This window comes from uncultured Nevskia sp. (assembly GCF_903885465.1).
Taxonomy (GTDB): Bacteria; Pseudomonadota; Gammaproteobacteria; order Nevskiales; family Nevskiaceae; genus Nevskia.
Genome location: NZ_CAISIQ010000458.1, coordinates 1 through 21,632, shown reverse-complemented (window position 1 = coordinate 21,632; position 21,632 = coordinate 1). Strand labels below are relative to the sequence as shown.

Here is a 21,632-nt window from a genome sequence, read left to right as displayed (position 1 = left end):
CTTGATCGGCGCTTCGGGCTTGAATCGGGCCTTGTACGGGCCGTACGCGTCCTCGATCACCAGATCAAGAAACGCCGGCTCCTTCGAATCGACGACGGACGACATGATCCGGAAGTCATGGTTGATCAGCCGGTCGATGTCGTGGAGATCCACACGCAACTGTTGATGCTTATTCATACGTGACGGCTCCTGGACATGCCGGCGATCGGAATGCCCGAATAGTTGTGGGGCTTGTACTCATGGGATCAAAAATCGAAAGCAAGAGTTAAAAATGTCAAACGCAATGACATAATTCATCGCTGATTAGCTCCTGTCAAGCAAGTTGCTAGGCTGTTTGAAAATATTTCAGAGAGCTTTGAATGATTCGTTGCCGGCTGGCCGTGCTGATGGGCGAGCGAAAGGTCCGCGTTGCGGACGTCGCGCGCGATGCAGGCGTGAATCGGAGCCTGGTGACTGGGCTCTACTACGAAACCACGCAGCGCATCGATCTCGAGTCGCTCAATGCGCTCTGCCGATACTTCGGCTGCAAGGTCGAGGATTTGTTTGTTTATGTTCCGGACGGGGACTCCAAGACGGACTAAGGCCCAGCAACGTCGACCGCCATCCAGCATTTGTCCCTGCGCCGCGTTACCGGTTTTGGTGACGCCTTGTCCTCGTCTTCAAGATTTTCGGAACGTCAGTTCCGAAAAGCCCCGCCGGCAAGGCGGCCGGGCCGGCGAGGCCAGCCGGGAACGCGAGGGCAAGTCCCTTTCGATCAAAGGTGGTGCGGTTGGTGAGATGCCAGGTCTTCTAGCTTTCAAGTCTTGAGCGATACGGTTCAGGGAGAACGACATGCCGCGCGGTGGAAGACGCGAAGGGGCGGGGAGGCCACACGGATCTGGCCGATTCGGCGAACCGACACGTCGGATGGACATCCCGCTCGGTCTCGTTGGCCGAGTGTCGGAACTGCTGGCCGCGCATCAGCGAGTAGCGGCAGCTGCCGCCATCGAAAAGCGACCTTTTGCCAAACGAGGACGCAGTCCCGACGATCCCTTGGAGGTGCCGGATCCGGGAACGGCTTCAATCATCGGACCGATCGACGCTGTCTCGATGCTCAATCGGCTGGCGGAGCAGGGCATTAGGGCGGCTACGGTCGTGCTAGATCCTTGGTATCGCGACAAGGACGCCCGAGGCCGAGCGGTCTATCTCACCGAAACGGTGCCGTTGCTTGAAGCGGCAAGCCGGGTTGCGGACCACGTGTTCATCTGGGGGTTTCCCGAAGCAGTTGCCCGGCTGATCGATCACACGCCATCGAGCGTGAAGCTCGAAGGCTGGCTGACCTGGTACTTCAAGAACGCGCCGTCGCGGTCTAAGTCATGGCGGCCATCGCAGCAGGCCTGTCTGCACCTGCGTCGTCCGGACGCAAAGATGTACCCCGAGCATTTCTATGCGGAACGCCATCGAGAGGCGGCGAAGCACAATCGTCTTGAATTCAAGATGACGCCGTTCAGCGTCTTCGAGGAGGCGCTGCTCAGCGGATTCATCAAGCGAAGCGAGCAGACCGGCTTCCGGTGGCAGAAGCCGGAATCGGTCATCGCGCCGCTCTTGCGCATGACGACACGGCCGGGCGATCTGGTGATCGACCCGACCGCCGGCAGTGGCACGACGGGTGCCGTCGCGATCAAGCTGGGATGTGCTGCGATCCTGTCGGACGCCAACGCTACCGCGCTCAAGACAGCGCAGAAGCGATTGCACGGGTGACCGGATAAATTGCCGAATACAGCGTGTTCAGCCTCGCCTTACAAACGGAAAGAAGCCAGCCACTGCAAAACAGCAGTACTCCTCCATTCAGATCAGCGATCCGAGGGGCGACCAATCAGGCCAGCTTGCTGGGCCAATCAGCTTGCCGTTCTCGAAGTGCGCAACCACCCGGTACGGGTTTTGTGCCGACGTGTTGTCGTAGGCAAATCCCTCGTTGGCCATCTGCAGCGCCTGGGCAACGAGGGGCCACAAGCGCGGGTAGCGCTCGCGCTGCTTGTCGAGCGGCACGGCATGCCCGCCATGCCGGACGCGGGCCTCGACGCGCCGCATCGACACGGGCAGCGGCACCAGAATGATGTGAACAATCACCAGGAAGCCTGCTCGCCTGGCTCGACCGATCAACTCTAGTTTCGAAGGGTGTGAAAACACCGTCTCTGCGATGAAGGATTGCCCGCCGGTGATCATGGATTCGCGCCGATCCGCCGCGATTTGAGCCGCTTCGTAGGAGTGATCTTGATCCGAGCCCGGCCACTGTTCGCGAGCAATCACGTCGGCGTTCACAAAGGGCAGGCCGGTGACCGGCTTCAGCAGATGCTCGTAAAACGTCGTCTTGCCCGAACCGTTCGGTCCGGCCAACAGATGCAGGAGTGGCACTAATCAGCGCTTCGGTTGAACGAGGCGCACTGCACGAGTCTTACGAACGGTCACCTCGCCTTGACCATCCAGCTCGACCACCTCGCGTCCCTGAGCGGCCAGAATACGATCCAGGCGAAGGTTCTTCCGGGTTTCCTCGATGCCTTCGGCCCAGTGCGCGCGGACAATGGCCTGCTCCTGCACGTTCAACTGGTCGTAACCACCGCGACCTTCCAGCACTGCCTGCACGGCCGGGGCCGTGACGCCGGGGCTGCGCTCAAGCTCCCGCCCGATCCTCGCCCAGTGACCGATTTGCTGGGACAGGCTGCGGCTCATGCTGCCTGCCGTGGCGCGGGCTGCCTCGGTCAGTTCGGCGTCCAGGCGCATGGGGCTGTTGGTGGGCATGTTGATCTCCGGTTGCCGATATTAATGTAGCACGGCGCTACAAAAACATGACTTCCAGAGATAGTTGCGTCCGTCATCGTCTCATCGCCATTCGAGGCGGCCGCATTTCGTTGTAGCGAACGGCTTCATGGTGCTGTTGCCTGCAATAAATCACCGCCGTTCGAATCCGGGCGGGGAATCAAAGGCGGTTTGGGTTTCGGCGCGTCGCGCCATCGCCTCGGCCTTGGTGGGGCGGCCGCGCCGTCGGCGAGGCGCCAGAATGGTTGGCGCCGGCGTTGTTGCGGGCGAGCTAGTGTCGGGCGTCGCACTGATGTCCGACTTCTCGTAGGTCTTCAGCCACGCGACGACTGAGCTGAATAGCCATCTGCGCCCAGACAGGCCGGGAAGCATGATGCTTGGTGGCATCGGGTGCTTACGACGGATGCGCATGTTGATTGCGGCACGGGCCGAGTCTGCTCTGGCTTTGGCTTTGCCTAAGCCGAGAAATTTGCCTAGCTCGTCGGCGTCAAGAAGATCATCGCATCTGGTAGAGACGGCAGAAGGGACTGAGGAGGTAACACTGAAAATCGCAGGGCGCATGGATTAGGGTCGAGGCGATCACGATGTTGATCACCCATGCGGTATCAGCGTCCGAAGGAAACTTGATTCGCGAAGCGGCAGCAGCCACTTCGGCTCACTGCTCAGTCGAATCGGCCATCTGTATTAAGCGGTGTTACTGAATTAAGCGGTGTTACTGATGGCGTCGCAAGGATGGCTGATGACTCGGACTTGCCGGGCCTACTCGTGTCGCTCGATAGCCCCTCAAACCGGCCCGCCGTCGAGGTGAGCCTGAAGTTCGTTAAGTACAAGCTGCTTGCCCGCTTCAGTCTGCAGCAGTTCCATTGGTGTCATTCCGCCCAGCGCGAAGTTTGGCATCTTCAGGTACGCCCTGACTTGATCAGGGTCGCCAAACAAGCGGACCGCAAGCGTTGCCACATCACCTTCTAGTGCCATAACTATCAAGCCTCGTGAAAAACCTGATGCCGCAACGCATTCGCGCTCGACCAAAGGATACCCGGCAGTCCGTGAAGTTTTCGAGGGCGATCGCCATAAACTGTCGCACATAAGAGGTTGACTGCTGAATCCAGAGCTTCCGGCCAACCAATGCAACGGATTTCGGCCACCCAAACATGCCAAGGCGGCCGACGCCCTTGATGACCGATAGGCCATGACCTAAAGTCGGTCCGAATAACGGTCGCCTTGGAAGTACCCATGAAGCTCGCAACCCACATTCGCCCGATCAGCTACCTCAAGGCACATGCAGCGGAGATCGTTCGCGACCTCGGTGCGGGCGGCTCCTCGATGGTGATCACTCAGAATGGCGAAGCCAAGGCCGTGCTGCAGGATATCCACGCTTACGAGCAGACCCAGGAAACAATGGCGCTGCTCAAGATTTTGGCGCTCGGGCAGCAGCAGCTTGCTGATGGCAGGGTGACGCCTCTGAAGGAAGCAATGGCGCAGGTGAAGTCGCGGCGGAGAACTGCGGGGTGAGTCTGACGATAACTCACTGACGACGCCCTGCGTGACCTGGACGACATCCATGCTTTCGTCGCTGCTGCAGACGGGCTCGCGAGGGCCGACCAACTCGTAGATGGCATCGGCGCCGCGCTGGCCAGGCTTTCGACGCTCCCTGAGCGGGGGGAATATCCCAAGGAGTTGGCAAGCCTCGGCATGCGGCAGTTTCGCCAGGTTCATCACAAGCCGTACCGAATGATTTACCAGGTCGGACGTGAAGCGGTCACGGTCTTCCTGATTGCGGATGATTTACGACGCAGGAGTCGATGTGGGGCCGGCGATGCTATCAGTGCCAAAACTTGTGCCAAAAGTCGTCTAATATTGGTTATCGGACGTTGTATGCGTGTTGTGCGCTTGTTGCAGATGTTCAGTATTTTCAGAAGCTTGTGATGATTTTGCCGTTGGCCTGCTGAGCTAAAATCGGTTTCGTAATCAGTAGGTCGGAGGTTCGATTCCTCTTCTCGGCACCATTCAAATCGGTAACAAAAGGCCTGCCTCGTGCAGGCCTTTTTGTTGCGTCGCTAGAACGTACCGACAAGCTCCAACCGTAGCTCGAGGCGACTTCTTTTCTGGAAGTCGTACTTCAATGATCTGCTCGTCCGCCAGTTGATTTATTGTATATACGAATATAAAGTCGCTGCTGATGAAAATCAGTTTCGACCCGGACAAGAACGCTCGCAATGTCGAAGCTCGCGGCATTTCATTCGATTGTGCACTGGCCTTTGAGTGGGCTAGCGCGTTCCTCGTCGAGGATGTCCGCCGAGACTACGGCGAGCAGCGTTTTCAGGCGATCGGCTATATCGATGAACGGCTGCACGTCCTCATTTTCACGCCGCGCGGCAAGACGTTGCACGTCATCAGCCTGCGCAAGGCGAACTCACGCGAGGTAAAGCGATATGAAGCAGAAATTGAACGCTGAACGCGTAGACCGCGATAACCCGGAATGGACGCCGAAGACTTTCGAGCGGGCCGTCCCGGCGTCGAAAATCCTGCCAACGCTGTTTGGGAATGAGGAAGGCCAGGCGATGCTCAAGCGTCGAGGGCGTCCGAAATCGAGCGAGGCGCGCACGCTCATCTCGTTGCGCTTGCCGCCCGATACGCTCGCCCGCTGGAAGGCGACGGGGCCGGGCTGGCAGACACGCATGGCCGAGACTTTGGCAAAGGCGGTTTAGCGATTCTCGACTGGTACGGTCGAAGAAAGAAGACCCGTACGCTGGCCTGTCGTCAATTGCTGGCACTACCCCATACCTGCCACCCATTCCAGTCGGGGTCTGCCACCTGTTCTGGTCCGGGGCTGCCAGCCATTCTGTTCTGAAACCTGCCACCCCTACTGATTCGCCTGCCGGCTATTCCAAACGAAAACAGCCGGCATTGCCGGCTGTCGTGGATTCTGGCGATGACCTGCCAGGCTATTCGAGCTTTGCTGCGTACTTCGGCCGCAGCGAGTCACCATCCAATTCCAGCTTTATGCTGTTCGAGATCAGCCGGTCGAGCAAAGCATCGGCGGTGGTCCGATTGCTGACGCTGAGATAGTCGTACCACCGGTCGAGCGGAAGCTGGCTCGTCACCAGCGTCGACCGGCCTGGCGTCCTGCTATCAAGCAGTTCCAGCATGATTTCGCACTCGGTCGGCGTCAGCCGCTCCGAAACGCCAAGATCGTCGAGGATCAGCAAGCTGTACCGGGTCAGCAGCACAAGCCGCTTCCGGAAACTGCCGTCGTGCCTTGCCTGCACCAGATCCTGCAGGAGCAGATTCAGCCGATGGTACTGCGCGGAATAGCCATGCACGCAGGCCCGGTGCGCAAGCGCACACGACAGCCAGCTCTTGCCGGTGCCGCACTTGCCCGAGATCACCAGATTGATGCCGCGCTGCACCCACTGGCAGCTGCCGAGGTTCGTGATCAGCTCCCAATCCAGCTTCCGCTTCGCGGAGCGGTCCAGAGCTTCGAGGTGCGCATTTATCTTCAGCTTCGCGCCGCGTAGCAGAAGTTGCAGCCGCCGGTTCTCGCGATCGGTGATCTCGTCGTCGACAATCATTCCGAAGCGATCCTCGAAGGCGAGGCCCTGTGCAGTCGCGCTCGACAGTTGCGAGGCAAAGCTCTTCGCCATGCCGTGCAGTTTCATCTCGGACAGCTTGGTACGGGTTTGTTCAATGGACATGGTGATCTCCTACTTCGTCTTGAGCAGCTGGTTGAAATACTCATCGCCGCGTAGATTGCTGTGATCCTGCACGGCCGGATTCACGGCGGTCTGCTGATCAGAATCCGGCGGCGGCATAGCCTCCCGCCGGTTGCGCAGCAGGTTGCGGACAACGCTCGACTCGAAGAGCGCCGACCGGACCGCGGTGGCGCAGGCTTGATCCAAGCGATCGGCACCGTAAAGCGTCGCCAGCCGGCGCAGAGCAGGCACCAGCCGCCGCTGATGGTCGCGATGGGTGTCGAGACTGAATGCCCCTTCAACCAAAGCCCGGATACCGGGGCCGGCCTTGGACGCCCACTCCAGATCGGCGCCCTTGGACCAGTTCAGATAAGCGAGGTGCGCGGGGTCGCGATGCTCGTCCTTGGTCGAGCGACCCGGAGTCCGGTCCCGCGGATGCAGGCCAATCCGCCGCCCCTTGCGGAATATCTCGATTGTGTCGGCCTTGATCCTCGCTTCCACCTCGGTCCGGACCAGCTGATACGGCACGCTGTAGTCGCGGCCGTCGATATGGACATGGTTATCGAGGTTCACCCGCAGCTTCACGTACTCGGCGTACTCATAAGGAGTCGTCGGCAGCGGCTGCAGTGCGGGACGCTCGATCTGCTCGAAGATCTCCCGACGGCTTTTGCCAAGCCGCCGCATCTTCGCGTCGTTCAGCTCGGTGAGCAGATGCGCGATCGCCGAGTTCAGTTCGCCGAGGCTGGTGAAGATCCGCTTCCGGAGCCGAAACAGAATCCAGCGCTGCACCAGCTGGACGGCCTGCTCGACCTTGCCCTTGTCCTTCGGCGTCCGCGGCCGAGCCGGCACGACCTGAGTCCCGTAATGCCGGGCGTGGTCGCGGTAGGTGGGATGGATCTCCGGATTGTGCCGGTCGGCAAGGATCACAGCGGCCTTGAGATTGTCGGGCACGATGATCCGCGTCACGCCGCCGTAAAAGGCCCACATCCGGTTATGCGCCGCCAGCCAGTCCGGGATCTGCTGGCTGGGGATCGCCTCGGCGTACACCAGATGCGAGGCACCCAGGGCCGCCACGAAGATCTGGACCGGACGACGGACCACCTCGGCGCCGCCCATTTCATGGATGGTCATGGTCTTGCCGGCGAAGTCGACGAAGACGCATTCGCCGGCCTGATAGCTCTTGCGGAGATAGCGCTTGAGTCCCTTCGCGTATTCCTGATGCTGGGCGCAGAACTGCGCGTAGCTCATCCCGTCCGGGTACTGCTCGCGGTATTCCCGGTGCAGTTGCAGCAAGGTGCCGCCCTTGCTCTTGGCTTCGATATGCACCTTCGCCCAATCAGGCTGCGGGTGCCGGCGACGATGGCCGTCGACCGACGGCGGAAACAGCTTTGCCTCCAGAGCGAAGTCGTCGAGATCATCCGGGATCGGCCAACTGAGGCCGACCGACCGCGCGCGGATGTCGTAGTCCTCCACCGCCGGACGCGAAATCCCGCAGGTCAGCGCCGTCTGGCGGAAGGACTGTTTTAGCTCGTGAAGACAGCGGAGCACATCTCGGATTTTTCGCATCGGCAATCTCCGATTCGGCATATGTCATGCCGGCTAGACAATGTGAGACAAAAAAATCATCGGCGCAGCGCACGCGCCAACAAATTCCGCATCAGCGATTCCGTCGCCGCGGATGGTTTCGGAGCACAGACGACGGCGGGCCGGACGACCACTACGCCACCCATGCCAGCGGTGATGACACCCACTTCCTCCGGCCAAGCCTTCACGGCTCGCGCGGACGAATCGGCGGGCAGTGCCACCCACAGCGCTTCAACAACGCCAGACAGCGCTTTGAGCCGCCGGTCCAGAGGCCGGCCGGCGAGTCCGCTGGTGATTTCGACGCCGTGCAGTTGGACGGGATCGTCCAGGCCGGGCTGGACGATCGCTATCGCGTCCAAGGCATACGATTCGGTACGCGACGCGCGGATTGGCGGTGTGTTTAGGAAAAGCTCGTACAGGGATGCAGCGGGGCAACCGCACCACGCGGCTCCGGCCTGCCGCAGTGCAGCCACAACGTCAGCTTCAAGACGGCTGTGGACCTGCTCCTTGTCCTTCGGATCAAATCGAGGCGCGACTACGTTGCGGCCGCGGGCGGTCTGGCCACCCAATACCGGCCGGTAGGCTTCCCAGAGCTTGCGTAATTCCCTGCGCGGGACTTCGCCGGCCACCACCTGCAGTTCCAAGGGCTCGACGACTTCCGTCGGCGCTACTCGGGAGATCTTTTCGAGGAGTTCGAGGCATTCTGGCGAGACACCTTCAGGCACCTGCCCCAAGTCGGGAATGCGGTGGCCACGCTTCGCCAGCCGGTCACGAAGGTCGCGGTAGATACGGCCGGCGGAGACTGCGCGCCAGATTGAAGCTTGGGTCTTCTTGTTCTGGTCGGCGAATTCGCGAATCCAGGCGGAATACGAGCGCGTATCCCCGAGAGTGGCGCCCGATCCCTTCGGGTCAAGAAGGTGTGCGGCCTTCACGTCCCAGCGCCAGGGCGTCAGTTCGGAGGAGATATGCGGCAACTTGATCACGTGCCATTAATAACGCCGGCTAGAGTTATTTGCAACAAACCAATTCCAACAAGGTGAGTGGCAGTGGCAGTCACTGAGGTGCCAGTTGCAGTCATTCATCACCGCCCGCTTTCGGCATTAGGTCAACAGGACAAACAGAAATCGCGGATCAGCGATTTGTCGCAGCGACCGGCTCCCGAGTCACCAGGTCGATCACCTGCCCACCGTGCGCACGCATGGCCGACTCGACTTCCCGAAACAATCCGTGGTAGCGATAAAACGGCACCCGCGGGAATGCGTGGTGGATCGAGTGCAGCGTCTGGCCAAGCCAGATCCATTCGAACGGCTTCAGCCAACGCGGCACAATCAGGCTCGCGGTATCCACGTAGCGACCGATCTTGTCGTACGGTCGGTGAGGCTGGTAGGCGAACCAGTACACCGTGAAGAACGCGCCCGCAGCATAGCCCCCGACGATCACCATCAGGCCAGCGGCCAGCGGCACTTGAGTCAAGAAGGTAATCCGCCAACCCAGGCTGAACGCGATCTCCGCGGCGTAGCGGCACTTCTCGCCGATGGTCGCGCGCGATTGCCAGTGGTCACGAAAGATATAGGTGACATGGATCCAGAGTAGCCGCCAGGGCGCGATGAAGAATCCCCAAGGCCCGTCGCTCATCGACTGGATGTGGCAATCGGGATCGCGGGCTGGGTCGTTCGTGTAGCGGTGATGGTTCATGTGCTCCAACCGATGTGAGCTGTGGGGCAGCATGATCATCGGCGCGCAAAGAAAGCCGCAGAGTTCGTTCACCCAGCGAAACCGTTCGTTGCGTCCGTTGATGTTGCCGTGCGCCGCCTCGTGCAGCGGCGTGTAGGACCCGTAGGTCAGCGCAGCCAGAAGCAGGCTCGCTCCCCATGCCGGAAGCACCCCGTGCGCGAACAGCCACAAATTGCCGATATAGGCGCCGACCACGCCGATCACCAGCGCGACCGTGCCCCAGGCGAAATGCCCCATGCGTAGCTGTGCAGCTGCGATCGCTTGCCGGTTGAGTTGCTCGAGTGTGAGGTTGGATGTCATGGTTTTCCTGAGGTCGAGTTGAAATGGTTAGGGCCGTTTTGCGTCGCGTCGCGATTCGCTGTCGGGCGAATCGGCGTCGCGACCAGAAGATGTCGGGTCGAGCTGCGCCAGAACGCGCAGTCCTTTGAACAGAGCCTCCCACTGGTCTCCCCCAAGGCGCGCATCGAGATCGGCTTGGGCATTGAGCCAACGAGGGACTGCCTTCTTCAGCGAGGCGAACCCGAGATCGGTCAGACGGACCAGCCGCTTGCGGCCGTCCTCGCCACTGACGACTTCGACATGCCCGCTCCGCTCCAGTAGCTGGACGTTCCGGGCCAACGTGGTGCGATCGGTCTCCAGATTCTTCGCGAGACGGGACATCGTCACTTCGCCGAAGTAGTACAGCCGAATCAGCAGCGAGAGCTGCGCGATCCCGATGTCGCAGTCGCCAAGGTGCTCGGTGTAGAGCTTGGTGATCGCACGGTTCGCTGATCGCAGCTGCTCCGCGAAACAGACGTGCCGGCGAGCTTTCACTTCTTCGAGGTACGGAAGGTGGTAGCGCTTGAGGTTCATATAGGTGTATATACACAGATCGGCGTGAGTGGTGTCAAGCGTCGCCCAAAAACTAATGAGGAGAAACCCAATGCCCGGCGCCCCGTCTATCACCCCGTCAGCCGCCGGCAGCAAAAGCATTCCGCGTCCGCACCAGCGCCCCGGCATCACGACCCGAAAAACGCTGTGTGCGAGCTGCGACATCGCCTGCAGCGTGGTCACCGAAGTGCAGAAAGGCCGGGTGACGCGGGTGCGCTCCTCGGACAATCCGCTGTTCAAGGACAACATCTGCATCAAGGGCATCACCGCCCCGAAGAACTTCGCCAATCCGGACCGCGTGCTGTATCCGCAGCGGCGCGTTGGCGAGCGCGGCTCCGGCAAGTTCGAGCGCGTGAGCTGGGAGGAGGCGCTGGCCGACATCGGCACGCGGCTGAAGAAGATCATCGACGAGCACGGCCCGGAGGCCTGGGCGGTGTCGACCAGCCAGTGGAATACCGGCACCGATCACGGGCTCGGCCGGCGGATCATGAATCACGTCGGCTCGCCGAACTGGATCAGCGGCGTGGCGCTGTGCGCCGGCAACACCGCGGCGGTGAATCGCCTGACCTACGGCTGGTATCCCTGGCCGGACTACGACAACACGAACTGCGTCGTGCTGTTCGGCCACAACCCCGGCAAGAACTCTTGGGTGCCGGTCTATAACCAGATCCAGCGTGTGAAGGCCCGCGGCGGAAAACTCATCGTGCTCGATCCGCGAAAAAGCGAATGCGCGGAGATGGCTGACCTCTGGCTACCGCTCAAGGTTGGTAGCGACGCGGCAATGATGCTCGGCTGGCTGAAGGTGATCTTCGATGAGGGTCTCTACGACCGCACCTTCGTCGACCGCTGGACCATCGGCTTCGAGGACCTGCGCAAGCGGGTCGATGAGTTCCCTCTGTCTCGCGTTGCCGAGATCACCGGCTGCTCGCCGGAACTGATCGCCAGGGCCGCGCGCATGTACGCGACCATGGGCCCGTCGGTGATCCCGTGGACGCCTATCACCGACCAGCAGCGCAACAGCACCTCGGGCATCCGTCTGCAGAGCATCCTGCGCGCGGTCTGCGGCTACCTCGACGTGCCGGGTGGCGAAGCGCTGATGGGCTTCCACCCGAAGATCGTCTCGGAATCCGAGATCGAGATGCATCACCTGCTGCCCGAGTCCCAGAAGGCCAAGCAGCTGGGCTCGGATGCGCATCCGGTCTTCACCTATCGCGGGCAGGCCGCGCTGCGCGAGCCCTGCAAGCGCGTTTGGGGCCATGAGTACGCGAATCAGGTGACCGGCTGTTTCATGGCCAATCCGTCGGCCGTGTTCCGGGCGATGGCCGGCGAAGGCCCGTATCCGGTCAAGGCGCTGTTCTCGATCGGCAACAACACGCTGATGGGCTTCGCCAACATGCCGCTGATCCTGAAGGCCCTGCTCAACCAGGACCTGATCGTCGTGCAGGAACACGTCATGACGCCGACCGCCCAGCTTGCCGACTACGTGCTGCCCGGCGATTCCTGGTTGGAGCGGCCGTGGATGTTCGATGGCTATGGCTGGCTGTCGATCTACAAGCCTTCGCAGAAATCGATGGAGCCGCCGGGCGAATGCACCAGCACCTTCGAGTTCTGGAAGCGTATCGCCGGTGCGCTCGGCCGGTCCGAGCTGGTGCCCTGGCCCACCCTCGAAGCGCTGTACGACTGGCGACTGAAGGCGCTCGGTGTGGACTTCGAAACCTTCGCCGAGACCTACGAGGTGCATGCTGACAAGCTCGAATTCCGCAAGTACGAGCAGACCGGCTTCGCGACGCCGAGCGGCAAGGTCGAGCTGCGTTCGTCGATCCTCGACGACCTTGGCTTCGACCCGCTGCCGTACTGGCGTGACGCACCGCCGCCGGATGCCGACTACCCGCTGACCATGTTCACCGGCGTGCGCGAGGCTGAATACTTCCAGACCGGTGGCCGCCATGTGCCCGAGCTGCGGGCCCGCAAGCCGGAACCGGTGCTGTTCGTCAGCCCGGCCACGGCGAAAGCGCAGGGCCTGAGCGAAGGCGAATGGGTCAGCGTTGAAACGCGCACCGGTGCTGTCGATATCCAGGTCGGCGTGCGCGCCAACATGCCGGATGGTCTGGTGCGCATTCCTCACGGCTGGTGGAAGCCGGAGACCGAACGCGGGCTCGGCAAGCTGTCCGGCGCGATGCAGTACGCAGATGCCCAGCTATGTCCCGACGATGGCGACTATCTCGACATCGAGCAGGGCGTACCACACTTGAAGGGGCTGCCCTGCCGCATCGTCAAGCGCGGCGGAGCAACGACATGAAGCAGCCCTATTTTGTACGAGTGGCGCTGGCCAAGGTTGGCTTCGCCCTGGCCAAGAAGGCGTCGCGCAACCAGACCTGGTTCGATCGCCTCGCGCGTCGCGTGCTCGAAAGGGTGCTGCACTTCAACTTCGACCTCGACGAGATGGTGCTTACCGACCAGGGCTATGACCCTGACGAACTGGAGCGTTACCAGAAGGGCCTCTGAGCCACCCAAATTCGACCACGAGGGCAGACCATGTCGTACATCGAAACCACCGTCGACGGACACATCCTCGACATCCGCATCAACCGGCCTGACAAGCTCAATGCGCTGTCGCCCGAGATGTATACGGATCTCGCGCTGGCGCTGGGCCGGCTCGATTGCGAAGCGGACCTGAGGGTCGGACTGATCCATGCCGAGGGCAAGCACTTCAGCTCCGGAATCGAGCTCGACCGTTGGGCGCCGATTTTCGCGAGGGGCGGCGGCTTCCCGCGACCAGAGGCTGGGATCGATCTCTTTGCTTTGAGTGGCCCACGCTGCCGTAAGCCGCTGGTCATGGCCGTGCAGGGCTACTGCTTCACCTGGGCGGTCGAAGAGATGCTGACGACCGATGTGCGCGTTGCCTCCGAAGACGCGCGCTTCGCGATGCTGGAAGTGAAGCGCGGTATCTATCCCTGCGGCGGTGCGACCCTGCGATTGCCGGCACAGATGGGCTGGGCGAATGCGCAGCGCTACCTGCTGACGGGCGAGCAATGGTCTGCCGCCGAAGCGCATCGCACTGGCCTGATCCAGCAAGTCGTGGCCGTCGGGGAGCAGTACCGGGCGGCCCGGGTGATCTCCGAAAGCATTGCGGCGGCCGCACCACTCGGGGTCGTGGCGATCCTGAAGTCCTCACGACTCGCGATGACTCAGGGCGAGATCGAAGCTGCCACAAAGGTGTTCGACGATATGCCGACCGTGATGGCGAGCGAAGACGCGAGCGAAGGTGTGCGGTCCTTCCTCGAACGGCGTAGTGCAGTGTTTAAGGGGAGCTAGACCGTCCGATCAAGAGCACGATAACTACGTTGTCATGGCTCGGTGACCGGCCGCTCACCGGCGACTGAATTCGGCATCAGAACTTCCGCATAGGGGCTGCAACCGGTCCCATGCCCGAAAGTACAGGTGGCAGCTTTCGAGCCAGAACTAGCTGCAGCTTTGACCAGAATCAGCAGTCAATCAGCAGGTCGGAGGTTCGATTCCTCTTATCGCACCAGTTAATCAGTAACTTGAAGGCCTGCCTCGTGCAGGCCTTTTCGTTGCGTGGCACGAACGTCCCTGCAAGCACCAGACGAAACCCGATGGCCCGTGGAAAGATCCTCATGCGCTCCCAGGCGCCCGGAGAGATGCGCTTACTGTTTCACCGTCCCGTTCGGCGATCAACCACTCACACGCGCCCAACAAGGAAAGTGGTTGCAGACCTTCCAGCCGGCGATGATCACGGACGCTTGCCTTGCGTCGCGATTGGTCTTTAGGTGCCGAGGAATGGAGGCGCCGTGTCGCAAGAGGAACCCTCCCGTTCACGAAGCCGATGGCGGGCGCTCTGAGTTGCGTCGCCGAATCCGAGCTGTGGCCCCCAGGCGCGAGGCCTGAATCTCGTGGTCAGGCCAGAGCCGTCTGCTTCGCGACTGCTCTAGTTCAAGGCCACTATGACGCGACCGGCACCAATCAACTGCTTGCGCCAACGCTGATCCAGCGCACTCACGATGACTTCACGCTGCTTGGGTGAAGCGTGAACGAACATGCCGTCGCCTTGATACAGACCCACGTGCAGTCGGCGGCGTCCTGTCTTGAAAAAGACCAAGTCTCCCGGACGAATTTCCGAAAGCCCGATCGGTTCAACGGCACTCATCATCGCAGCGGCGCTTCGGGGGAGTGGCACGCCTGCTTGAGCGTAGGCTTGCTTCACCAGGCCGGAGCAATCTGTTGCCGAAGTGGACGAAGCTCCAAAGTGATATCGCACGCCGATAAGCTGCTCGGCTCCCTGAAGGGCGAGCGCTTCCACCGATTTTCGCATCTGAAGTTGACTCGCCATCCGCAACTGGAGTCCAGGTTCGGCGGAAACAGCAGCAGGCGCTGCGGCGACGCCTGCAGGCGTGTGCAAGCCCCAAGTCATACCCGAAGCAAAAGAGAAGGTGGCGTTGGCCAGCAACAAACCGGCAATCACAAGGCGGATCGAGAGCATAGGGTCGGGGGTAAGGCGGGGACCATCATCGACAATCTCAGTTGTCTGAACAATGCCCAAAAATCCGGACACGTCATGTCGATAGTCGATGACCGGAAGCAATTGCCTTGCCAGAAGGCGAGGTCGCAGTGCCCTCGGGTCCGAGACCGCGATCGGCGCTTCGAGCAGTCAAGTCATCCCGAGATGTTCCTACCATTCGACGGATCCGTTTTTGGGCCAGGCGGGCAGGGTTACAGCCTGTATCGAATGTCGAATCGACCTGTTGCCGTAAAGCGCCTGCGCGCTCGCGACAAGGTTCCCGCCTTGTTCAGGTACGCCGAAAATTCTTGCCCGCTATGTGCCATACCGAACGTCGGCGATCCCGAATGCTGATTCAAAATCGGCCCAATACAAGCTGCGATGCGGGCCACTGCCACTTTGTTCGGTGAGGTGCAGAGGCAGTTCATTTCGATGGATCGAAGATGAGGCTACCGGGCGATGATTTTGAATAGCGATGACGAACTCGACATTCTCGATTCGGTGCTTGCCAGACTCGAAGGACCGCCCACCGTCGGGATTGGTTCAAATGGCAGGGCGGTTTATGCCGATCGGTCGCCGTATCGGCCGACGCGAACGCCGGCCGAGATCCTTCGGCTGATCGAGAAGTACATTGCGAAAGTGGTCCGCATGGATGACGGCAACTGGGCGGCGGTGGGCCCGAGTGGCCGCGCCTGCGTCGGCGAGACGCTGTCGATCGCCGTCTGCAAAGCCATCATCGAGTTCCGCTGAGCGTTCATCGGTGACGGACTCGATCGCGATCATGCAGGACCGTCTGCCCGACATGACGGCCACCGATGATGCCGATGCAGCGCTGCTCGCGGACGGCCGTCGCTTCCGCCTGCTGCTTGAGCAGCTGGACACCTTGTTCTGGAGCGTCGATCAGGCGCTGGCGGGTCAGCTCTATCAGGGTACGGACGAGCGCCGGCACTGGGATTTCGCCGGCAACACGGAGCATCCGGGATCGTCCACACCGGGCGCGCGCTGGCCGGGTCAGTTGCATGGCGATGACCGGGCAATCCTTGCACGGGCGTTTGCTTCACTGGGTGATCGCAATGGCGATGGTCAGCGTCTCGAGGTGTTTTCGGTCGAATACCGGCTGCTGCTCGATAGTGGCGAAATCCGCTGGATCCGCGATCGCGGCATTGCCGTCAGCAACGCCGATGGCCTGATCGATCATGTCATCGGCATCGCCGAAGACATTACCGGGCAACGCGGCACCAACAAGCGGTTGCAGGAAAGCGAGCGCGACTTCAAGACGCTGGCCGAGAATGCGCCGGATGTCATCGCCCGCATCGATCGCGATCTGCGTTACCTCTACCTGAACCGCGCCGCCGAGATGGCCTTCGGCGTACAACGCAGCGATTACCTCGGACGCCGGGCCAGCGAAGTGGGCTTCCCGAGCGATTACGTCGAAGCGACGACGCCGATGTTCGGCGCGGTGCTGACATCGGCGCGCGAGCATTCGATCGCCTTCGACACCATGCGGGCCAATGAGCGCCGCTATTTCATCGCCCGCGCAGTGCCCGAGCTGGATCGCGGTGGTGCGCTCGAATCGCTTCTGCTGATCGTCTACGACGTCAGCGAGCAGGTGCGGCTGCAGAATCAGCGCGATCAGCTGCTGGCCAGCGAGCACGCCGCGCGCGAGCAGGCCGAACGGGCGACCCGCAGCCGCGACGAGTTCCTGGCCATCGTTTCGCACGAGCTGCGGTCGCCGCTGAACGGCATCCAGAACTGGACCGAGGTGCTGCTAACCACGCTCGGCGATTCCAATCCGCTGGCGCAGCGGGCGCTTGCCGGCATCAGGATTGGCATCGAGCAGCAGGTGCGGATGATCGACGATCTCCTCGACGCCACCCGGATCATCACCGGCGAGCTGTCCCTGAGCCTGGGCCCGGTGCTGCTGAGGCCGGTGCTGATCGCCGCGCTGGCCAGCGTCCGGGGCAAGGCCGAGGACAAGGCCATCGAGCTGATTGCGGATATCCGGCTGGAGACGGAAACCATCGAGGGGGACAGCGATCGCATCCAGCAGGTGATCTGGAATCTGCTGTCGAACGCGATCAAGTTCACGCCGCGCGGTGGCCATGTCTGGCTAAAGGCCGTGCGTTCGCGCGGCCAGGTGAAAATCTGCGTTCGCGATGACGGCCGCGGCATCGATGCCGACTTCATGCCGCAGCTGTTCGAGCGTTTCCAGCGTGACGAGACCGGAAACAGCCTCGGCCAGGATGGCTTTGGCCTGGGGCTGATGCTGGTGCGTCACTTGTGCGAATTGCATCGCGGCAATGTCAGCGCGCGCAGCGAAGGCCGTGGGCAGGGCGTCACCTTCACGGTGCGGCTGCCGCTGAGCGAGCCGATCTCGGAGACGATGCTCGAGCCAATTGTCGAACCTGGGCAGACCAGCCTGCCGGTCGCCAGCCGCGCCTGATTCGCTAGTCAGAGCTGCTGGTGGTTGGCGTCGTCCTGAAGCCTGCGATCCATCTGACTGTGCTTGTCGCGGTACATCGAGGCATCGGCGCTGCTGAGCAGCGAATCCCACTGATCACCATCGGTCGGATACAGCGCATAGCCGATCGAGGCGCTGATCTGCAGCTCCTGGCCGTCGATCGAGTAACGGCCATTGACGTGGCTGCGAATGTCTTCGGCAACGCGGGCGACGACTGCCGCTTCGCTGATGTCGGACAGGATCACCACGAATTCGTCGCCGCCGTAGCGGCAGGCGAGATCATCGGCCCGCACGGCGGACGCGATGCGGGTGGCAAGCACGGCCAGCAGCTTGTCGCCTGCGGAATGTCCGTGACTGTCGTTGACCACTTTGAAGCCATCGATATCGATGAACATCAGCGCCAGCAGGCGTTGATGGGCGAAGGATTCGGCGATGCCGTCCTGCAGGCGCTGCATCAGCATCTGCCGGTTCGGCAGGCCGGTCAGGCCATCGTGATGGGCCATGTGCTGGGCGTAAATGCGCTGTTGGGTGATCTCGTCCAGCGCCGCTTCCAGCTGTTCGTTGGCTGCCCGCAGGGTCCGGTTTTCTTCGAGCGCTGCCTTCAAATGCTCTTCAAGGCTGCAAGCACAGGCTTGGGTATCGTCGAGTTTCGTTGCGCTCACGGTTTTCGTCCTTGAAAGGCCCGTATCAGCCGACCCATCGAGTACGCGCTGATCAGTGCCCATGTCCACCGAATCAGCAGCGCCACTGCAGGGGTTTCAGGCAGGTATCGACTCCGTTCGGCGTTTCCGTGACGTCCGATGTCGATTCATGAAGCCAAGGCTAATGGCTGCCGCAACGACGCTCTGTACGAAAGCGAACACTCAGCCGCGTTTTTGGCGGTGTTCGATGACGAACATTTGACGGCAGGTAAACGAGCCGATCGTCGGCCCGTGGTTATGTTCGCTATCGCACAGACATATGTTCGGTAGCGTACGGACTTCGGAGAGGCATTTGGCTAGCCTTCTTCCGAGGGAGACACCATTTCCCGTTGCCTTCCGGTCGTGATCCTTGACGCAGCAGATGACGCAGCACAATTTTCATCCCGAACAGAACCATCTTCTGCGCGCCCTGCCGGCCGAGGTGCAGACGCGGCTGTTTCCGCATCTGAAGCTGTTCCCGCTGCCGCTTGGAAAGGTGCTGTACGAATCCGGGGACACGATGAATCACGTGTATTTCCCGATCGATTCGATCGTCTCGCTGCTCTACGTGATGCTGAACGGTGCCTCGGCCGAGATTTCGGTCGTCGGCAAAGAGGGCTTGGTTGGCGTGTCCCTGTTCATGGGTGGTGAAAGCACGCCGAGCCGAGCCATCGTGCAGAGCGCGGGGCATGCCTGGCAGTTGTCAGGTGCGCGCCTCAAGGAAGAGTTCAATCGCCATGGCGATCTGTTGTTCCTGATGCTGCGTTACACCCAGTCACTGATCACCCAGATGGCACAGACGGCGGTCTGCAACCGCCATCACGCGATCGATCAGCAGCTGTGTCGCTGGCTGTTGCTGTCGCTGGATCGGTTGTCGGGCAATCAGCTGACGATGACCCAGGAGCTGATCGCCAACATGCTCGGCGTGCGCCGCGAAGGCGTCACCGAAGCGGCCAGCAAGCTGCAGAAGCTCGGCGTCATCGAGTACAGCCGCGGCAAGATCACCGTGCTTGATCGGCCCACGCTCGAAAGCCTGAGCTGCGAATGCTATGCCGTAGTTCGGAGGGAAACCGATCGGCTGCTGTCGTATCCGGTTGGTCCAGTCCTGTCACCCACGTTCACTGCCTAGCTGCCCACTGATCCCCCTTGGCGGTCGAATCGACCGTCTGTTTTCAGTCTGCCGCAACGCCAGGGTGGGCCAGCGCACCGACACGCGGTGCCGTTAACGCATACTCCGACCACTGCACAGGCTCAGCCTCTGTGCGATGCCGATCACGGCTCTCCCCTGCTGCGGAGAGTCGTGCCATGGAAGTGTCGCCGAAGGTCGTCGTCAACTGTCTGATCGCCCGGTTGCCAGTCCGGGAACGCCGGGCGCTGCTTGATTCTGGCGAGACCGTCAGCCTCGAATTCGGCCAGATTCTCTGCCAGCCGGATACTCCGTTCCGGCACGTGCATTTCCCGCTGACCGGCTTCGTATCGCTGGTCGCGCAAGTGCTCGATCACCCGCCGCTGGAGATGGGCCTGATCGGCAATGAGGGAGTGCTGGGCGCCACCCTGGTGCTGGGCGTTTCCGCGGTGCCCTTGCGCGGCATCGTGCAGGGTGCCGGCACCGCGCTGCGCATCGAGGTCCGGCAGTTCCGATCCTTGCTGGAAAGCAGTCCGGCCCTGCGGCGCAGCTTGAACCGCTATCTCTACGTGCTGATGGCGCAGCTATCGCAGACCGCGGTCTGCACCCGTTTTCACGAACTGGGGCCGCGACTGGCGCGCTGGCTGCTGATGAGCCACGACCGTTCCCACTCCGACCATTTCCATCTCACCCACCAGTTCCTCGCCGACATGCTCGGCGTGCGCCGCAGCGGCGTCACCACGGCGGCCGGCGTGATGCAGGCTCAGGGCTTGATCAGCTACACCCGCGGCGAAATCCGCGTGCTCGATCGGGCAGGGCTGGAGGCCACCTCGTGCGAATGCTATGCGGAAGTCATCGCCGACTACGCCAAGCAGATGGGCGAATGGCCGTTGACGCCACAGCCTCCTCGGCGCGGCCTCTGAGTTTTCTCGGAGGCACGGCTGCCCTTGGCAGCTAGCAAGACGCGGCTTGATGCAGCCGGACCGATGCCTTTCATCGGCCGGCCAGTTCCGCATTGCGGAAGGCGGGCAGCTTCGTAAGCTGATCGTAAGGGCTGGCTTTTTATCGTCCGCGTATTACTTCGCGGACGATGACGATGCACAGCTTTCTGATGGCCCGAACGCGCTCTGGCGCAACCCCTTCAACGCGCCGATCCGCGTTCCGATTTTCCTGGCTCCGGCCGGTGTTGCTGGCGGCCGGATTGGCGCTGCCATGGCTCGCTTCGGGTGCGAATCCACTACCTGCGCCGCTGGCCGCCTATACCGGCCAGGTCGTCTACCTCGACTTCTGGGCGTCCTGGTGCGGGCCCTGCGCGCAGTCGTTCCCGTGGCTCAACGAGATGCAGGCGAAGTACGGCGATCGTTTGAAGATCGTCGCCGTCAACGTCGATAGCGATCCAGCTGCGGCGCGCCAGTTCCTGGATCGGCACGCGGCCAAGTTCGAGATCCGCTACGACCCGCAGGGCCAGCTGGCCGAGCTTTACAGGATCAAGGGCATGCCCGATTCCCTGATTCTCGACCGCACCGGTGCCGTGCTTCATCAGCACGAAGGTTTCCGCAGCGAACGCGTTGCGGACTACGAAACGGCGATCCAGCAGGCGCTGGGCGAGCCCTCTGCCAATACCAGGAGTTCCCATTGAAAACCGTTCACGGTCTGTCCCTGCTGGTGTTGACGCTGGCGCTTTCCGCCTGCGCGCAGATCGGCGCCAAGCCCTGGCAGCGCGGCACGCTTGCGCGCGCCGACATGCAGCTTGATGCCGACCCCATACAGACCAAGCTCGATGAACACATCTACTTCAGCAAGGAAGCTTCGAGCGGCGGACGCGGCTTCGGCGGAGGAGGTTGCGGATGCAACTGAATCCTGTGAGTCGCGCTGAAGAAATACAGGCGGCCGATGCCTCGCGGCGTCGCAAGCAGCTGGTCGCGGCCACCTTGAGTCTGCTCGGCATGGCATCGGGCAATCCGGCCCATGCCGAACCTCTGAAGTGGACCATCGATAGCGGGCTGCTCTACTACAAGGAAGGCGGCGGCCGCGTGCAGGCGATCGAACCGGTGGTCAACGGTACCGTCGATCTCGGTGGTGAGCGCTTGCTGTCCGCCGGCGTGGTGCTCGATACCCTGAGCGGCGCCACACCGAACGGTGCAGCGCCCTGGTCGCAGCCACAAACCTT

At 61.7% G+C, this 21,632-nt stretch carries 25 protein-coding genes and 1 pseudogene; 16 read left to right on the top strand and 10 right to left on the bottom strand.

Annotated elements, in window-relative coordinates; translation table 11 throughout:
• Positions 1-359 precede the first annotated feature (359 nt).
• On the top strand, positions 360-581 hold the full coding sequence (locus tag QZY06_RS17950; RefSeq protein WP_295686599.1) for a helix-turn-helix transcriptional regulator: 222 nt from the start codon (positions 360-362) through the stop codon (positions 579-581).
• A 508-nt stretch (positions 582-1,089) separates the two neighbouring features.
• Positions 1,090-1,740 carry a DNA methyltransferase gene (locus QZY06_RS17945; RefSeq protein WP_295686597.1) on the top strand — a complete coding sequence of 217 codons (651 nt, stop codon included), beginning with the start codon at positions 1,090-1,092 and terminating at the stop codon, positions 1,738-1,740.
• Between the two features lie 87 nt (positions 1,741-1,827).
• Here QZY06_RS17945 and QZY06_RS17940 read toward each other — a convergent pair whose 3' ends face one another.
• The 3 genes from QZY06_RS17940 to QZY06_RS17930 all read right to left on the bottom strand — a co-directional run bounded on the left by QZY06_RS17940 (position 1,828) and on the right by QZY06_RS17930 (position 3,771).
• Positions 1,828-2,394: an AAA family ATPase gene (locus tag QZY06_RS17940; RefSeq protein WP_295686595.1), complete on the bottom strand. Its 567-nt coding sequence runs from the start codon at positions 2,392-2,394 to the stop codon at positions 1,828-1,830.
• A 3-nt stretch (positions 2,395-2,397) separates the two neighbouring features.
• On the bottom strand, positions 2,398-2,778 hold the full coding sequence (locus QZY06_RS17935; RefSeq protein WP_295686591.1) for a hypothetical protein: 381 nt from the start codon (positions 2,776-2,778) through the stop codon (positions 2,398-2,400).
• 801 nt (positions 2,779-3,579) lie between these two features.
• Positions 3,580-3,771, bottom strand: a complete 192-nt coding sequence (locus QZY06_RS17930) for an MbcA/ParS/Xre antitoxin family protein (RefSeq protein ID WP_295686588.1) — start codon at positions 3,769-3,771, stop codon at positions 3,580-3,582.
• A gap of 258 nt (positions 3,772-4,029) precedes the next feature.
• On the opposite strand from QZY06_RS17930, the gene QZY06_RS17925 reads away from it, so the two are divergent.
• The 4 genes and pseudogenes from QZY06_RS17925 to QZY06_RS17915 all read left to right on the top strand — a co-directional run bounded on the left by QZY06_RS17925 (position 4,030) and on the right by QZY06_RS17915 (position 5,504).
• A complete protein-coding gene (locus QZY06_RS17925) occupies positions 4,030-4,308 on the top strand; it encodes a type II toxin-antitoxin system Phd/YefM family antitoxin (protein ID WP_295686585.1) in 279 nt (92 codons plus the stop codon).
• 24 nt (positions 4,309-4,332) lie between these two features.
• Positions 4,333-4,722: pseudogene (locus tag QZY06_RS22270) on the top strand (type II toxin-antitoxin system RelE/ParE family toxin); the annotation flags it as partial.
• 253 nt (positions 4,723-4,975) lie between these two features.
• A complete protein-coding gene (locus QZY06_RS17920; protein ID WP_295686583.1) occupies positions 4,976-5,251 on the top strand; it encodes a BrnT family toxin in 276 nt (91 codons plus the stop codon).
• On the top strand, positions 5,229-5,504 hold the full coding sequence (locus QZY06_RS17915; protein WP_022975873.1) for a BrnA antitoxin family protein: 276 nt from the start codon (positions 5,229-5,231) through the stop codon (positions 5,502-5,504). Before QZY06_RS17920 ends, QZY06_RS17915 begins: the two co-directional genes overlap by 23 nt.
• A 237-nt stretch (positions 5,505-5,741) precedes the next feature.
• Here the strand turns inward: QZY06_RS17915 and istB are convergent, their stop codons facing one another.
• The 5 genes from istB to QZY06_RS17890 form a co-directional block, all read right to left on the bottom strand.
• Positions 5,742-6,455, bottom strand: a complete 714-nt coding sequence (istB, locus tag QZY06_RS17910) for an IS21-like element helper ATPase IstB (protein WP_295686582.1) — start codon at positions 6,453-6,455, stop codon at positions 5,742-5,744.
• Positions 6,456-6,500: 45 nt separating this feature from the next.
• Positions 6,501-8,054: an IS21 family transposase gene (gene istA, locus QZY06_RS17905; protein WP_295686579.1), complete on the bottom strand. Its 1,554-nt coding sequence runs from the start codon at positions 8,052-8,054 to the stop codon at positions 6,501-6,503.
• A gap of 56 nt (positions 8,055-8,110) precedes the next feature.
• A complete protein-coding gene (locus QZY06_RS17900) occupies positions 8,111-9,055 on the bottom strand; it encodes a hypothetical protein (RefSeq protein ID WP_295686576.1) in 945 nt (314 codons plus the stop codon).
• Between the two features lie 148 nt (positions 9,056-9,203).
• Positions 9,204-10,106, bottom strand: coding sequence for a fatty acid desaturase (locus tag QZY06_RS17895; protein WP_295686575.1), 903 nt, complete (start codon positions 10,104-10,106; stop codon positions 9,204-9,206).
• Positions 10,107-10,133: 27 nt separating this feature from the next.
• Complete coding sequence (locus QZY06_RS17890) at positions 10,134-10,859, bottom strand: MarR family winged helix-turn-helix transcriptional regulator (RefSeq protein ID WP_295686572.1); 726 nt, start codon at positions 10,857-10,859, stop codon at positions 10,134-10,136.
• Between QZY06_RS17890 and QZY06_RS17885 the strand changes: the two genes are divergently transcribed.
• The 3 genes from QZY06_RS17885 to QZY06_RS17875 are packed head-to-tail and all read left to right on the top strand — an operon-like array spanning position 10,852 to position 13,991.
• Positions 10,852-12,975 carry a molybdopterin-dependent oxidoreductase gene (locus tag QZY06_RS17885; RefSeq protein ID WP_295686571.1) on the top strand — a complete coding sequence of 708 codons (2,124 nt, stop codon included), beginning with the start codon at positions 10,852-10,854 and terminating at the stop codon, positions 12,973-12,975. The genes QZY06_RS17890 and QZY06_RS17885 overlap by 8 nt on opposite strands.
• Positions 12,972-13,181 (top strand): hypothetical protein, encoded by a 210-nt coding sequence (locus tag QZY06_RS17880; protein ID WP_295686568.1) that lies wholly within the window; start codon positions 12,972-12,974, stop codon positions 13,179-13,181. Before QZY06_RS17885 ends, QZY06_RS17880 begins: the two co-directional genes overlap by 4 nt.
• A gap of 30 nt (positions 13,182-13,211) precedes the next feature.
• Entirely contained in the window at positions 13,212-13,991 is a 780-nt protein-coding gene (locus tag QZY06_RS17875) for a crotonase/enoyl-CoA hydratase family protein (RefSeq protein WP_295686566.1), read from the top strand.
• Between the two features lie 634 nt (positions 13,992-14,625).
• On the opposite strand, the gene QZY06_RS17870 is transcribed toward QZY06_RS17875, so the two are convergent.
• Positions 14,626-15,279, bottom strand: coding sequence for a C40 family peptidase (locus QZY06_RS17870; RefSeq protein ID WP_295686564.1), 654 nt, complete (start codon positions 15,277-15,279; stop codon positions 14,626-14,628).
• A 375-nt stretch (positions 15,280-15,654) separates the two neighbouring features.
• Between QZY06_RS17870 and QZY06_RS17865 the strand changes: the two genes are divergently transcribed.
• Positions 15,655-15,945 (top strand): hypothetical protein, encoded by a 291-nt coding sequence (locus tag QZY06_RS17865; RefSeq protein WP_295686561.1) that lies wholly within the window; start codon positions 15,655-15,657, stop codon positions 15,943-15,945.
• Positions 15,946-15,955: 10 nt separating this feature from the next.
• Complete coding sequence (locus QZY06_RS17860) at positions 15,956-17,638, top strand: ATP-binding protein (RefSeq protein WP_295686558.1); 1,683 nt, start codon at positions 15,956-15,958, stop codon at positions 17,636-17,638.
• Between the two features lie 8 nt (positions 17,639-17,646).
• On the opposite strand, the gene QZY06_RS17855 is transcribed toward QZY06_RS17860, so the two are convergent.
• On the bottom strand, positions 17,647-18,318 hold the full coding sequence (locus tag QZY06_RS17855) for a GGDEF domain-containing protein (protein ID WP_295686555.1): 672 nt from the start codon (positions 18,316-18,318) through the stop codon (positions 17,647-17,649).
• Between the two features lie 400 nt (positions 18,319-18,718).
• Here QZY06_RS17855 and QZY06_RS17850 point away from each other — a divergent pair, with 400 nt between their 5' ends.
• The 5 genes from QZY06_RS17850 to QZY06_RS17830 form a co-directional block, all read left to right on the top strand.
• On the top strand, positions 18,719-19,465 hold the full coding sequence (locus QZY06_RS17850; protein WP_295686553.1) for a Crp/Fnr family transcriptional regulator: 747 nt from the start codon (positions 18,719-18,721) through the stop codon (positions 19,463-19,465).
• Positions 19,466-19,641: 176 nt separating this feature from the next.
• The gene (locus QZY06_RS17845) at positions 19,642-20,385 is read left to right on the top strand and encodes a Crp/Fnr family transcriptional regulator (RefSeq protein WP_295686551.1); all 744 of its coding nucleotides are present in this window, start codon (positions 19,642-19,644) and stop codon (positions 20,383-20,385) included.
• Between the two features lie 278 nt (positions 20,386-20,663).
• Positions 20,664-21,101, top strand: a complete 438-nt coding sequence (locus QZY06_RS17840) for a TlpA disulfide reductase family protein (protein WP_295686549.1) — start codon at positions 20,664-20,666, stop codon at positions 21,099-21,101.
• Complete coding sequence (locus QZY06_RS17835; RefSeq protein ID WP_295686546.1) at positions 21,098-21,319, top strand: DUF4266 domain-containing protein; 222 nt, start codon at positions 21,098-21,100, stop codon at positions 21,317-21,319. The genes QZY06_RS17840 and QZY06_RS17835 overlap by 4 nt, the downstream gene beginning before the upstream one ends.
• The coding region (locus tag QZY06_RS17830; protein WP_295686543.1) for a DUF3570 domain-containing protein at positions 21,310-21,632 on the top strand (323 nt) is incomplete at its 3' end. The genes QZY06_RS17835 and QZY06_RS17830, both read left to right, overlap by 10 nt.